The 13,852-nt window shown below is 42.1% G+C and carries 18 protein-coding genes; 4 read left to right on the plus strand and 14 right to left on the minus strand.

What is annotated here, in order from left to right; translation table 11 throughout:
- The 9 genes from J6I44_RS06670 to J6I44_RS06710 form a co-directional block, all read right to left on the minus strand.
- On the minus strand, positions 1-197 hold a 197-nt coding region (locus J6I44_RS06670), incomplete at its 3' end, for an SHOCT domain-containing protein (RefSeq protein ID WP_265765251.1).
- 112 nt (positions 198-309) lie between these two features.
- Positions 310-1,395 carry a site-2 protease family protein gene (locus J6I44_RS06675; protein WP_265765252.1) on the minus strand — a complete coding sequence of 362 codons (1,086 nt, stop codon included), beginning with the start codon at positions 1,393-1,395 and terminating at the stop codon, positions 310-312.
- The gene (locus J6I44_RS06680) at positions 1,392-1,691 is read right to left on the minus strand and encodes a DUF5676 family membrane protein (protein WP_265765254.1); all 300 of its coding nucleotides are present in this window, start codon (positions 1,689-1,691) and stop codon (positions 1,392-1,394) included. Before J6I44_RS06680 ends, J6I44_RS06675 begins: the two co-directional genes overlap by 4 nt.
- Before the next feature lie 14 nt (positions 1,692-1,705).
- Positions 1,706-1,894 (minus strand): hypothetical protein, encoded by a 189-nt coding sequence (locus tag J6I44_RS06685; RefSeq protein ID WP_265765256.1) that lies wholly within the window; start codon positions 1,892-1,894, stop codon positions 1,706-1,708.
- 14 nt (positions 1,895-1,908) lie between these two features.
- A complete protein-coding gene (locus J6I44_RS06690; RefSeq protein ID WP_265765257.1) occupies positions 1,909-2,124 on the minus strand; it encodes an SHOCT domain-containing protein in 216 nt (71 codons plus the stop codon).
- Between the two features lie 2 nt (positions 2,125-2,126).
- On the minus strand, positions 2,127-2,612 hold the full coding sequence (locus tag J6I44_RS06695; RefSeq protein WP_265765259.1) for a hypothetical protein: 486 nt from the start codon (positions 2,610-2,612) through the stop codon (positions 2,127-2,129).
- A 44-nt stretch (positions 2,613-2,656) separates the two neighbouring features.
- On the minus strand, positions 2,657-3,043 hold the full coding sequence (locus J6I44_RS06700; RefSeq protein ID WP_265765260.1) for a DUF302 domain-containing protein: 387 nt from the start codon (positions 3,041-3,043) through the stop codon (positions 2,657-2,659).
- Positions 3,044-3,133: 90 nt separating this feature from the next.
- Complete coding sequence (locus J6I44_RS06705; RefSeq protein WP_434084227.1) at positions 3,134-3,421, minus strand: P-II family nitrogen regulator; 288 nt, start codon at positions 3,419-3,421, stop codon at positions 3,134-3,136.
- 56 nt (positions 3,422-3,477) lie between these two features.
- Positions 3,478-5,508: a heavy metal translocating P-type ATPase gene (locus tag J6I44_RS06710; protein WP_265765262.1), complete on the minus strand. Its 2,031-nt coding sequence runs from the start codon at positions 5,506-5,508 to the stop codon at positions 3,478-3,480.
- A gap of 515 nt (positions 5,509-6,023) precedes the next feature.
- Between J6I44_RS06710 and J6I44_RS06715 the strand changes: the two genes are divergently transcribed.
- The 3 genes from J6I44_RS06715 (at position 6,024) to J6I44_RS06725 (ending at position 8,096) form a co-directional block, all read left to right on the plus strand.
- Complete coding sequence (locus J6I44_RS06715; RefSeq protein ID WP_265765263.1) at positions 6,024-6,191, plus strand: GIY-YIG nuclease family protein; 168 nt, start codon at positions 6,024-6,026, stop codon at positions 6,189-6,191.
- A 394-nt stretch (positions 6,192-6,585) separates the two neighbouring features.
- Positions 6,586-6,807: a hypothetical protein gene (locus tag J6I44_RS06720; RefSeq protein WP_265765264.1), complete on the plus strand. Its 222-nt coding sequence runs from the start codon at positions 6,586-6,588 to the stop codon at positions 6,805-6,807.
- Between the two features lie 1,067 nt (positions 6,808-7,874).
- On the plus strand, positions 7,875-8,096 hold the full coding sequence (locus tag J6I44_RS06725; protein ID WP_265765265.1) for a hypothetical protein: 222 nt from the start codon (positions 7,875-7,877) through the stop codon (positions 8,094-8,096).
- 474 nt (positions 8,097-8,570) lie between these two features.
- Here the strand turns inward: J6I44_RS06725 and J6I44_RS06730 are convergent, their stop codons facing one another.
- The 3 genes from J6I44_RS06730 to J6I44_RS06740 form a co-directional block, all read right to left on the minus strand.
- Positions 8,571-9,218 carry a LexA family protein gene (locus J6I44_RS06730; RefSeq protein WP_265765266.1) on the minus strand — a complete coding sequence of 216 codons (648 nt, stop codon included), beginning with the start codon at positions 9,216-9,218 and terminating at the stop codon, positions 8,571-8,573.
- Between the two features lie 349 nt (positions 9,219-9,567).
- Positions 9,568-10,311 (minus strand): hypothetical protein, encoded by a 744-nt coding sequence (locus J6I44_RS06735; RefSeq protein WP_265765267.1) that lies wholly within the window; start codon positions 10,309-10,311, stop codon positions 9,568-9,570.
- Positions 10,312-10,737: 426 nt separating this feature from the next.
- Entirely contained in the window at positions 10,738-10,983 is a 246-nt protein-coding gene (locus tag J6I44_RS06740) for a GIY-YIG nuclease family protein (protein ID WP_265765268.1), read from the minus strand.
- A gap of 621 nt (positions 10,984-11,604) precedes the next feature.
- Here J6I44_RS06740 and J6I44_RS06745 point away from each other — a divergent pair.
- Entirely contained in the window at positions 11,605-12,468 is an 864-nt protein-coding gene (locus tag J6I44_RS06745) for a tetratricopeptide repeat protein (RefSeq protein ID WP_265765269.1), read from the plus strand.
- Positions 12,469-12,552: 84 nt separating this feature from the next.
- Here J6I44_RS06745 and J6I44_RS06750 read toward each other — a convergent pair whose 3' ends face one another.
- Together J6I44_RS06750 and J6I44_RS06755 are read right to left on the minus strand one after the other, a co-directional pair.
- A complete protein-coding gene (locus tag J6I44_RS06750; protein WP_265765270.1) occupies positions 12,553-13,221 on the minus strand; it encodes a protein-tyrosine phosphatase family protein in 669 nt (222 codons plus the stop codon).
- 34 nt (positions 13,222-13,255) lie between these two features.
- Positions 13,256-13,783 carry a hypothetical protein gene (locus tag J6I44_RS06755; protein WP_265765271.1) on the minus strand — a complete coding sequence of 176 codons (528 nt, stop codon included), beginning with the start codon at positions 13,781-13,783 and terminating at the stop codon, positions 13,256-13,258.
- Between the last annotated feature and the right edge of the window lie 69 nt (positions 13,784-13,852).

A 13,852-nucleotide genomic window follows, 5' to 3' on the forward strand; every position in this document is an offset into this window, starting at 1 on the left:
ATTTTTTTCCGTTCCTCGAACTCTTCCCGTTCAATTTCTCCGCGGGCAAATCTTTTCTTTAATATTTCCATGGCATTCTCTTCCAGTTCTGTTTTGGGGCGATAGGGGATGACATTGAAAACAACCAGAAGGATAATACCAACCACAATAAGCCACCATATCCAATGCATGCCTATAAAGTGATGATCGTAAAACATAATACTGATGTTTTAATTAACGGTTGGTAAATACAGCTAGAACTGTATTTAAACTAATAGTAAGATAGGAACAGACGCCTTAAAACAAGCTTAAATTAGGAGAGGAGTTTTCTTAATCTTGAATCTGTGGGGCTGCCTGTTTATCAAGTAGTATCTTATTCAGATTGGAATGTGTAATTATCCCCTTAAGTTTGCCGTTTTCAATGACTGGATAAAGGGTTTGGTTTTCCAATCGAAGGACATCAATTACATCAGCCAATACTAAATTGGGTTCAAAGGTCTTAACATCTTCCTGAATTAGATCAATTATTGGTTGTTCTGATTTGCCTTCCTGAATTGCTAGGATAACTAATCTATAGGAGACGATTCCCACAAATTGATCTCCGTTTGTGACAACAAGTTCTGAGGATCGGTTTTCAAGCATCAGAGAAGCGGCCTGTGCTACTGTAGCACTCAGTGAAATACTTTGGAAATTACCGGTCATGACATCTTTTGCTGATATCAGTTTCATAGATTCTGCCATAGAAACTTGTCGCGATTCAGCACCGGCACCAAGAAATACAAATACCCCGATAAATAGTAGAAACGGATTGTAAAAAAGTCCAAACAGGATGAAGCCTATGGCCAGTAGTTGTCCTACGGAGGCAGCAACTTGGGTGGCTTTGGCCCGCTTCATCTTAAAGGCCAACAAGGCCCGAAGCATGCGGCCTCCATCCATTGGAAATGCTGGTATTAAGTTGAAAAGGACCAGAATGATGTTGATGGCCAGCAAATCAGACAGAAAATTGCTTCCCGTTACATGGTGGCTAATATCGAGCTGGCTCTGTCCGGTAACCAGTATCAACAAGAATAGTACACCGGCAATAGCCACATTTACTGCAGGACCCGCAGCCGCAACAACTAATTCTTGCTTGGGATCCTCAGGCATTCGCTCAAGTCTTGCTACTCCACCAATGGGTAATAAGTTGATATCCTGTGTATCGATACCATACCTGCGAGCTGCCAAGGCATGTCCAAATTCGTGTAGCGTCACACAAGCAAACAGCAAGGCCAGAAAGAACAGGCCCATTATAATTTCAAAAAGTCCGTGCCCCTGTTGCAGGTGCATCCAGGAGAGCCAAATAACCAACAGGACAAAGGTCCAATGGATAAAAACTTTAATGCCTGCTGGTTTACCGAGGTAGAGGGACCACTTCATGATGGTCTGCTTTCCTCTTGTGTATCCTGATCAATGCCAATATTATATATTGCCGCGATCAAGGCACCGACCAGCCAACCCAGAATAAAGGTTTGTATGAGGCCAAACAGTGCATCCAATGGTGGGACACTCATGCGAATTATGGGTTCTACATCCAGTCCATGTAATAGACTGTTAAAGAAGAAAATAGTCCCCTCTCTTCCCACCGTAACCATCAGGATAATACAGCCGATATATAGAACAGCGCCAGTAGTACCAACGGCCATTCCCAATTTTTTAATGCTTAGCGTTTTCATAGTGACCTCCGTATTTAATGTTGATGATCTTGATGTTTGGATCCTCTTCGGTGGTGCCCAATCATCAGGATGTGGCAGGCAAACATTGCTACGACAAATAGAAAGATGGTTATGTTACTGCTCAGCCCCAGCATTGGGGCGAAAAACAGAAGCAGAAGTGGAACACCACATCCAATAATCATCCAAAGGGTATGCTTGCTCATTTTTTGTGATATGGTTAGTTGTTGGCAAGTAAACTTTTGAGCTTGTTGAACTCTTCTTTTGATATCTCACCGGTTTGAAATCGTCTACGGTGAACTTCGACGGCTGCATTTCTGATTTCAAGCCGGTGCTTGCCACGTAAGGCCAGATACCAGATTAGAAGAAAAACCCCGGCTAATAAAATCCATAGTACCGGGGCCCAATGCGTATTTAGAGCGTTAAGCCAGTCCATGATTAGTTGTGATGTTGCCCGCGGCTGTTGCCTTTCATACCGTCTTTTTTGTTCATCATTCCTTGGCCATTCATCATGTTACCCTGCATCATCTGCATGCACATCATCTGCATTTTCATCATGGATGAGTCACCCATCATCTCCATCATTTTAGAGCGGTCCATTTCTCCATCCTGCATCATAGACTGCATCATGTTCATGTGTTTTTGCATGCGCTCCTTCATCTGAGGATTTTTCATCATTTTCTGCATATTGCCCATCATCATGGTACTGTCCATGTTCATCGAACCCATCATTTGCTGCATCATTTGTCGGCGCATCTGGGGATTCTGGGCCATATGTTCCATCATCATGGAACGCATGGTGGAGTCTTGCATCATCTCCATCATCTGCTGTCTTTTTTGTGTCATGTCTCCCTGCTTCTGCTGGGCCATACCCATGGTTGTAAAGAGTAGCATGAAGGATAGAATCATTGTTAAGCGTTTCATAGTAGTCACCTTTTATTTGGATTAAATTCCAGTTTAATTTCTTGTTATAGGTTGCTTATTACCTTTTCTAATCTCTTTCGGACCTCATCAGCAATAGGCTGAAGTCCATCGTTGGATACGGCCTGCATTGAGGCCACTGGGTTTACGGCCGAAACTTCTACCGTGCCATCTTCATTTTCCTCCACAATGACGTTACAGGGGAGCATTACGCCAATTTTGTCTTCCGCCTGCAGCGCCTTGTGAGCAAAGTTTGGATTACAGGCACCCAGGATTTTATACTTTTTAAAATCTACATCCAGCTTCTTTTTCAGGGTATCCTTGACGTCGATTTCCGTCAGCACTCCGAATCCCTCTTCTTTGAGTAGGTCGGTTACTTTTTCGATGGCCTGATTATAGGAGAGATCGACTTTTTGTGATGTGAAATATTCCATAGTGTTTTGGTTTTTAAGATTCAGTAGGTTTTGATGTTCTACTGTAACATACAACAACCTCCCTTAAAGCAACCTTAAAGTGTGTAAGAATTATTTAAGAATAGCTGCTCCCTCTTTACCGTCACGAATTCTTATTAACTTTTCAATAGGGCAAACAAAGGCTATTCCGTCTCCTTTATGACCTGTTTTCCCATACTTTTTAATAATGTCAATAACATTGTCTGAATCTTTTGATTCCACAGCAATCTCAATTTTTACTACATGTGTATGCATGGCAGGAAAATTCAGGGACCCATGCTGATGGTCAGGATCACTGTACCGACCGGTTCCTTCCCCTTCAAAAACGGTCATACAGCATGCGGAGTGCTGTGTAAACATCTTCAAGGAGCATGGGCCGTATATAAGCTTTGACAAGTTTCATGATAACCTCAGGTTTAGCGTTCTATTTTAAGGAATCGTGCATTAATAGCCACGATTACGGTACTAAGTGACATTAACACAGCGCCAAGGGCGGGGCTCAGAATAATACCATAAGTGTATAAAACCCCTGCAGCCAATGGTATCGCAAAGGCGTTGTATCCCGTAGCCCACCACAAGTTCTGAACCATTTTTTTGTAGGTCGCTTTTGCAAGCGCAATTAATGACGCTACATCCTTGGGATTACTTTGGGTAAGAATAATGTCACCTGTTTCTACAGCCACATCCGAACCGGCCCCGATAGCAATACCCACGTCTGCCTGCGCCAGGGCCGGGGCATCATTCACACCGTCACCGGTCATGGCCACTTTGAGTCCGCGCTGTTGCACTTCTTTTATTTTAGCCGCTTTTTCTTCGGGCAATACTTCGGCAAAGAAATCATCCAGCTCGAGCTCGTTGGCCACATAGGCGGCGGTTTGCCGGTTGTCGCCGGTGAGCATGATACACTGGATGCCCATGTCGTGGAGACTTTGAATAGCCTCGCGAGAATCTTCCCGGATACTGTCACCAAGGGCGATAGCTCCCTGAAGTTGATCGTCAATAATCACGAATACCACCGTTTTACCCTGTCCTGAAAGCTGCTCATACTGTTCTGTTGGATGGTCAATGTTATGTTCACGCAGGTAACCGGGGCTTACCACTTTGACCTGTTCGCCATCCACGCGACCTTCAATTCCTTTTCCTGTAATAGAGTTAAAGTCCTCTACTTTCATCAGTCCGTCCGTAGCTTTTACGATGCCCCGGGCAATAGGATGTTCGGAGTTTTGCTCCAGCGAGCCGGCAAGGCTCAACAGTTGTTCCTTATCGTCGAAGCCATTAAATGTAAGGACATCCGTCACGCCGAATTCACCATGGGTAAGTGTTCCTGTCTTATCAAATATGATGGCACCAAGGTTACGGGCCTCTTCAAAAGCGGTACGGTTGCGAATCAAGAATCCATTTTGGGCGGCCAGGCTGGTGGAAACGGCTACAACCAGTGGTACGGCCAGTCCCAGCGCATGCGGACAGGCAATAACCATTACGGTGACGGTTCGTTCCAGAGCGAACACAAAGCTTTGGGTTGTAAAGAAGGTCCACGCAAAAAAGGTGAGCGCACCGGCACCTAACGCAATGATTGTTAGCCAAAATGCTGCACGGTTAGCCAAGTCCTGTGTTCGAGATTTGCTTTCTTGTGCCTGCCGTACAAGGTCAATGACCTGGGAGAGAAAGGAGTCTTCCCCCGTCCGGTTAACTTCAATAGTAAGAGATCCTTCTCCATTAATAGATCCCCCGATTACTTCATCGTCTTTTTGTTTGGACACGGGCTTTGATTCTCCCGTCATCAGTGATTCGTTAACCGAACTTTTCCCCTCCAGGACAACACCATCTGCAGGAATCTTCTCACCAGGTTTTACCAGCACCTTAAATCCTTTCTGAAGCTCCTCAAGCGGGACATCTTTTGTTGATCCATCGTCTTGCACAACATGCGCTTCCGACGGCATGAGCTTAGCCAGCTCTTCCAACGCACGAGAGGCGCTCATCACCGACTTCATCTCGATATAGTGGCCGATCAGCATGATATCCACCAGGGTAGCGAGCTCCCAGAAGAAAACTTGTCCTTCTACCGCAAACACTACCAGGGTGCTATATACGTAGGCGGCCGTAATAGCAACACCAATAAGGGTCATCATTCCGGGCTGGCGTTTTTTCAGCTCATCATAGAGTCCCTTCAAAAATGGCCAGCCTCCATAAAAGAAGACGACACTGGAAAGTACGAATGAGATATAGGTATCACCGGTAAAGTGGAGCGCATCCCCTAACCCCAGCAGTTCCTGAATCATGTGAGATAGAATCAGGATAGGAATAGTTAGGGCAATGGATATCCAAAACCGCTTCAGGAAATCCTGGGCCATGTGGGCATGGTGCTCGGCATGCCCGCCGGAGTGGTTGTGTTCTTTGTGATGTTGATGCTCGTTTTGATGAGCGTGAGAGTGATCAGTGTGTTCCATAATACCATCCTTAAGCTATTTTTGTGTTAGCCAAAATGGACCGCAACTTTGGCTTTCAGGTATTATAGTAAGAAAAGGCTTAAATTAAGCTTAAAAACGCCTACTCTTGATATAATTTTTAAAGGGAAAGTTATATCTATGAAAGTACTTTCGATACCCAAGCACGACTTACACCAAATTTTCGAGCTATTTCATCTTGGTTTTTTACCTTACCAGAGTCTAATAACTCCTCATAGATTGAACGTTGCTCGGCTCGACTTTTCTGTTTCTTTTTCTTCTTTTTGGGTGATTTAGAGTTAACAAATTTTGTGTAAAATTTTTGGTTCGCATCATTAAAATTCGGGTATGAATTGAGCAATTTTTGGTAGTCAATTTTGTACTCATTTCCTTTTGGACCCTGTCTTAGGACTCTGATAGGCCATTGTAGGGGAAAGGCTTTCCGCATATACGTGGAGCTCTATTGAAGGCTGATTAGCAGAAGCCGGTCAGTCCTTTTTTATTTTGAAGGGAGTAATATGAAGCATTTTCTTTACATACTTCGATCAGAGGTTAAGGAGACATACTACATTGGTGTGTCGGATGATCCAGAACGCCGGCTGGCATACCATAATGGAGAAAGCAAAGGCTATACCCGGCAGATCTCTTTGGTGGGGATCCCTTTTTTATTCCCATCATATAAATAAGTCTTTCCCTCGCACAATTCACCGGGTATAAGGCTATCCCTGACTGTCTCCCTCAATTGTGGAGTTTATGTATGTTCAGTTTTCAAGTAATACTATCCAGGCAGTAGTTAATATTGTGTTAATTTTCCATCCAGATTTAACATAATATCAATTATCAATATCCGGGGCACTGGGTAGAGTTAAGATATACGTTAATAGCGTTTAAGCGGCGATTTTGCAATATTATTTTTGTCAATTCTGATTCTTCATCGTAAAATGATAGGGAAATAAAAAAGCCCCCGGTCATATCCGCTAAGATTTGGGCCGGAGGCTTCAATAACCCTAAATAAATAGGATTACACTATGCAAAGTAACAAAAAAATCGACTTACAGAAAGCACTGGATAATTTTATTAATGAACTCAAAAGGACTGGCAGAGGCTTATCCAGAGAAAGATTTTGACGGGTACTTGATTGAAGAGGTTGCACCAGTATTAACAGAGGATGATCAGATATTTTCTACATCTGTATTCAGTAAACTAAATTTAGCGGTTATGTTAAGTCGTTATGAACTCGAAAATAGAGGACGTTTTTTGGAGCGCGCAATGAGATTAATGAACGACAAGGCTATTTGTTAGCTGTTAGATCATCTTTATTCATGCGAGAAAGGGGTAACCGTAAGAGGATGGGTATTGATCCTAAAGGTGTAGAATATGCCTATAACAGCCTAAGTGCAGACAATAACCAATTACAAAAAATGCTTAATACATACCTGTGTGACCGTATTCAGTCATACAGGAACGAAATAAAAAACTAAGAGAAGCATCTTAACTCTCAAAGCCCCGGTCTATTATTTTTCACACTCTTTCACATCTTTTTGGGCTGATCTACAAAAGGTGGTAAAAGAAATTATCCCTCCTCGATGCCCTGGAAGCTTTGGAATGATTGAGTTCAAACAAAGTAGATTTGATGTTCTTGGATTTAAATATGCATAAATATAATTGAGATGAAAATTTTAAATGACGTATATCTAATCGTGGGTGAGGTCAATTGTAACCCGGAGTGCGTATGGAAAACTTGAGAAAGACACTGTTTTTTGTGCGAAGAACAAGTAGCTAAGGATTCTGATTTCAATCTGAAGGGGGGCGCTATTATGATATCATTGAACGAGAGGTCTATAAGACAAAAAGCCGGTAGAAATTAGTATGATAATACCTATCGGGTGAAATGATTGTGTAGATTCATATGTTATTAGGCTTGAATAATTCAAAGTTATTTAAGTAAGGATCTTATTTGCATAAGCCGAAAGGATATTGATGGTATGGAAAAGGTTCCCCGGCTTAAGCTAATCAACGGCCTCTCAGGGTTTAAAAGTGCAAACTTGGTAGGCACACGGAATGAGGGTGGGGTTGAGAACTTAGCGGTGTTTAGCTCAGTTATTCACTTAGGATCGACCCCGCCGCTTCTTGGCAGTATCTTACGACCTAATACTGTTCCCTGGCATACCTGGGATAATATTAAGTCATAAGGTTGGTACACGATAAATCATGTTAACGTCGATATATACGAGCGGAGCCATAACACTTCCGGAAAATATCGCGAAGACATATCCGAGTTTGGTGCATGTAATTTGACCCCTTGGTATTCGGAGCAATGCCGGGCACCGTATGTTGCCGAATCAAAAATAAAGATTGGTCTCAAACCTGTGGAACAGCATCTGATTGAAGCAAATAATACCATGTTGCTTGTAGGTTCAATTCAGGAGATAAGGCTTCGAGAGGAGTTACTGGGTACTGATGGATCGCTCGACATCGAAAAAGCGGGTACCGTAGCAATTAGTGCACTGGACGGATATCATAAAACCGAGGTTTTGGATAAGCTGGATTACGTTCGGGTAGACCCAAAAGATAGAAGAGCGGATCAATAGCTTTAGTTCTGTTCATACCCGATCCTTGGCCTCCTCCAATATCATCTCCATCCATGTTGTATGAAACCGAAATTATGTACTTATAATAACGAACTGAGACATCCATTTCCTGATCATCAAACGAGGCCCCAAATTCGGAGATAAGTCAAACTGTGGTATCTTGATTTTCCATCTTGAGGGATAAACCGATTGGCCGTTTGGGTGTTCTCAGGTACACAATATTTCGAATGTGTTACGTCGCTAACATCGGTTAATAGGACAGCTTTATTTTTCAGCCTGTTTTGAAATCGAGTAGTTCTGGTAACCCTTACGCTGCCCAGCCCAACTTTTCAGTTTCTTTTTGCCTTTTGAGTTAGCACTTTTCACTCTTAGTCTTTGGGTTGCATTATTTAAAAATAGGTGTCGCCCAAAACATGGTCGTCCTTATTTTTTCCACTAAGAGCGGGAAACTGATATTGAAATACAATGATTGGATTAGGAAGATCTGAAAATAAGCCCCCAGTCGCCGTCTTTCTTCCATGCTTTGCCTACATAGGTTCCAAATACAGTAATTTTTTCCCATTTTTCCGGGGTAATGGTGATAGGATCATAGGCCGGATTCTCTGGGTAAAGGATAATGCCATCCGATTTACGCTGAATGGTTTTGAGCGTGGTTTCTCCATGGTAATCAATGGCTCCAATCTCTCCATCCTGAGGGGGGCGTGGATCAATGATAATATACTCACCATCTCTTATATCCGCATCAATCATGCTCTCTCCATCGACGATAAGCGCAAAATAATGGTCAGACTTTGAAGGATGTATCTCTACCGGCAGGTGGCCGAGGTTCTCGCTGATAGCCTCATGCATGGCTCCGGCAGCTATACGGCCCTTCACAGGAATACCGGGGTAAAAGCCCTTAAGTTGTGAACGTTTGGTAGGATGCACATCATAATTTCCACGTCCCTGTTTAATCAGGTAGTTCTTGCGTTTCAGCGAGCTAAGATGTTGGTAGATGCTATTGGTAGAGCTGTAGTCAAACTTTTCCTGCATATCAGCATAGGAGGGAAATTGGTTATAGTCTTCCAGATAATTAAGGAGATATTCCCAAAGCTGTTGTTGTTTGTCAGTCAATGATTTCATAAGAGGCAATGATAACAAAAAACATGAAATAATACATGAAATGATGAAGAGCTGATTGTAGTCAAAATCATGTCTGATTGGGGAATAAAATTAGTAGCTCAAAGCGCGTTGTGTCTGGGGCTAAACCCAGAACTTTCCAAATAGAACTTCATTTAGATTAAGGGGGGCAACTATATACAGTCAATGAAATGATGATATATCAGGAGATGCAAACATCACTTATTAATTCGTTATTCCAGAAGTGTATTGTAGAAAAGTCTAAACCATTGGTGGAAATTGATGAAACGATCAAAACAGCCCATCCATAAGTATGGACGGGCTGACGGGCTTTAGCTTATATTGGAAGCGTTTAGTTTTGTTGGGTACTGATATCTGTAAGCCGATTTCTTAAACCGACTTTGCTCATAGATACACTCAATTCATAATCATCCAAAAACAATTGCCAGGTGCCTTCGCCATGTGTAGTAATAAAGCGTTGCCTTAACTCGCTGGATTCATCCAGCTCAGCAAGTCCTGTATCCAGGGAGCTGACAATGGCCACCTGACCCTGCCCGTGGAGTTGTCGCTGATATACATTATAGCGGCCATCAAACCCTTGTTCCGTGTTGGCTTCATACCAGTCATCAAGCATACGAGTAAACCGGGCCATTTCTCCCGATTTAATGTGATATACGGTTACAATAGACATTTCTGTTGGAGTATCAGATTCATTTTGAGCATACTTGTTCATATGCTTCCACCATTCCACGTCAATAGTCCCCACCAGTAATGGCTGCACATTATCCAGCCAATCTTTTCCATGAGCGTCGGTATATTCAACGTTTTCATGCTCTGTCCAGGTCATAGGCCCTTCTACTCCTTGATAAGTGCCACTGTAGGGGCCTGACTCCATATAAAAGGCATAAACCGGTGACTCTTGGTGGAATTTTTGGTTATGATCTTCCCAAGCCTGTTCAAACTCTTGTACTTTGTCATTTTCAGCTGTCAATCGGTATAAAACATAAATTTGGTTTTCATCGGATGTGTCCTGTGCTGTGACGCCCAATGCCCCAAAAATAAAAACCACTCCCACAAAGCTTATTATTCTTTTCACATCTAACCCCTATGATTATGTTATATTTAATATGATACGTTAGTTCTTCAAGGGGTTATTTGCAATTTTATCGGATAAATTTTGTATGAATAACAACATTATGGGTGTAAATACCCATGCTCATCTAAGTATAATCTCTTACTATTTTCCCTTACTCAGTCCAAAATAGTATCTAATGTTGGATGTTCAGCATAATAGTGCAGAACCAAACTAAGCCTGATAAAAAACAAGCCGCCCGGCTGATATACAATCCTGAATATCAGTTATGATTGCATATTTATTATGTCAAAAATAGATAACAGGGGACTTTTTGCTCAAGAGTGAGAGAGATAGGGCTCTTTGCTTATGTTTTTTGTTAATATTGCTGCCAATTTGATGATGAAATATACTGTATGCGCTTTTAATGAGGTCCTTAATTGAGAAGAATCAATAAATAATTAAAGCTTCCTTTTCGTGCTTGTTGAGCTGTTTAATTTCATATTCTCGCTGACAGGCTTTGGAACGATTAGGATGTTCTTCAACAAATACGACTTCTTTTGGCTCATGGGCTTGTAGGTACTTGGCCCCATTACCCCGCCTGTGTTGATGCCAACGCCGTATTACATTATTTGTACTACCCGTATAAAGACTGCCATTGGTGCAGCGTATCATGTATACAAACCAATTTCTCATAAAGCTATGTAATACGTTCCAAATTTTATTGAAGAACCCAAAGTAAGTCGAGTATAATCAGTTTTTATGAATAGTAACAGTTAAGGTAGTTACCGATCATGTTGGGGGGCTTCTAAAGCCATGCATACCGTATAAAATGGAATATTTTATCAGAAAGGTGATATAATAAATTTGGCTTAGAATCTATAACCTTAAGTTCAAATGTCCATTGATAGTTAGTAATTGGGTTCCATTTAGGAGTAAATTTTTATTGGAATTTTTTTCACAAAAAAGGTAATGTTCACTGACCTTGTAATATAGGTCATGGCTTAAAATAAACTCCCATCAAATATTGAACCTGTTTATAAAGGTTTTCTTCAATTTTCTGGGGATTGGGACTTCTTTTGGAAAGATAATCCGGATTCGTATACAAGAGCATTATACGCAGACTCTTATCCCGGGCAAATCTTCCAGTTTGTATGTGACTAAATTACCTGTGACTATAACGGAGGATTTATAGCACAAATATAAACTGCTCACTTTCTAAATCAGCTTTCTATGAGATTTTCATTATTGATATTTGTCTTTGCCTTGACTTGTACGGCTGCCAGTGCCCAGGAACATACTCAAATGGGGCGGAAGATGTTTGAAAAAGGAATGACCCATTTTTATAAACTGGAGTATGATCAAGCTCACAGCCAGTTTAAAAAAGCAGTTAATACGGGATATAAATATGCCTACTTTTTCCTGGGCTACCTGAATCAGGAGGGCTATGGTAATTTAGAACAGAACCATGACCTGGCCTATTCCTATTATAAGAAGGGCGTTTCTGCAGGGGATCCCAAGGCATATTATGGTCTTGGCCATATACATTTTAATACTAAGAGCGATGATATTGAATTTGATGTCAGTTTAGGCAAACGTTACTTGCGCCGTGCATGGGACCCAATGTACGGGGAGGCTTCTGCCGGCGAGCCTTTTTGGCAATATATAGTGGGTGGAATATACTGTCAGTATCAAACAGTAGGTAAACCTCATGTAAAAGGTGGATTATTAGAAGGAGGGGATTATTCTAAAAGAGATGATAAAGGGATGAAATGGTATCGAGAATCGGCTGAACAGGGATTTGCGACTGCCCAACATAGATTAGGATATGTTTATCAGATGGGACTTTGCGGACAAGATAAAAATGATGAGCAAGCTTTCTTCTGGTATCAAGAAGCTGCCGAACAAGGTGTGCTTAGGGCCCAATCTGAAGTGGCGAATAGCTACATTAATGGAAATGGAGTCGCCAGAGATTATTCTAAAGGCTTGATATTACTCCGGAAAGTTGCAAATCAAGGACATGCCGGGTCACAATATAAACTGGGTGTTTATTATGAACAGGGATCGGTAGGTTTGGATAAAGATTTGGTTAAAGCCAAGTACTGGTATAAAAAAGCAGCTAAGAATGGGAATTGGGTTGCAGAAAATAGGTTAGAAAGACTTGATAATCAGGGGAATTAACATCGGGTGTAAGTTTTCCTGAATAATGTACTGCTAACCAGCATTAATATAGTGCCTTTGGTAGAGTTAAAAGGAAATCTTGGTTTATCGCTTATAAAACAGTTCGCCCCATGCCATCCGTTTTTCTCCAACGCCTTCGTGCGTGGTCGGTCGAAGCCGTTGCAAATTGGTTTGCGCTCCCTCTTTCGCATATCCAAGGTAGCGCAAAAAGGCGTAGCTGATCATTCCGGTGCGGTGGATGCCCGCCGAGCAGTGCAGGTAGATTCTACCTTGGTTGTCCAAAATATTAATCATTTCGTCGAATAAGGAAGTAAATTCTGACATCCGGTCTTTTGATGGCGGTTCGGCCGAGCTCATGCCCAGCCAAAGCCATTCCAGTTCTTTCTTTAAGGCTTCTTTTTGAATGACTTTAGCTCCTTCACTTTCAGATAACAGAGTAAGAATATGAGTGCCGCCCTGGAGCCGGATATCCGAGATAAGCTTGCTGCCGGGTCGGTGACCAATGGCAAGATGTCCGCCGCTGATAGAAACCCAGTTGATGGGCTCAATATTATTAAGACGCTTTTGAAGTCCTTTCACCTTGCCAATCAACGGCCCCAGTGTACGGCCCGCCGATGGGTTACTTTTGAGTATTTCTTGAAGCCTGGATGTAAAGGTAGTGGCATTTTCCAGTGCCGCCTCTATTCCTTCTTTAAGAGGATCATCCAGCCAGTCTTTTATTTCTGCTTGTAACTCTTGAATGGTATTTCCCAACTTTTTTAAATGCTTTTTTGTGATTGGTCGCTTATTAAATGAGATGTGCCAGGTCAGAAAAGGTACTTCTGGGTTTACCCTCAAATGGGTTTTTCATATTCTCTGACATAACAGCAACATTAATAATAGTCTTTTTATACCACCAGCCACTGAATCGAAAAAGGGAAACGTGCCGTCCATTATACATCGCTTGTCCCCATTCGCCGGACGTAAGCGTTAGCACCTGTCGGGGATATTTGCTGCGTTTAGGCGCTCCTCCTTCCATGAAGTCATACTTATAGACAACCTTTGCTTTTTCATCTTCCCAGCGAACGTCGAGGCATCGGTATTTCTCCCTCTTACCCAATTTCAAAAGCCGTTGATTAACTTCTTGATCAGGCTCCGAAAACTGATTCTCTTCACAGTAAGTTACGGTGTGCTCGATCAGGCTGTTATCATATTTTGGTTCAGTTTTGTAAGGTAAAGCCAAGCGATCAGGAACCGCATTTCGAAGCGTAGCACCCGAAGCAGAGCGTGATTTTTTTGTCCAGCGGATAGTGATATATTGGATGATTAAAGTCAAAACAGCAACTAATATAGAATAATAGTTAGTCTTAAGCAGTAATAATAAAGATTAGAATAACACTTGCGG

The organism is Fodinibius salsisoli, assembly GCF_026229185.1.
In the GTDB taxonomy this organism is placed as follows: Bacteria; Bacteroidota; Rhodothermia; order Balneolales; family Balneolaceae; genus Fodinibius; species Fodinibius salsisoli.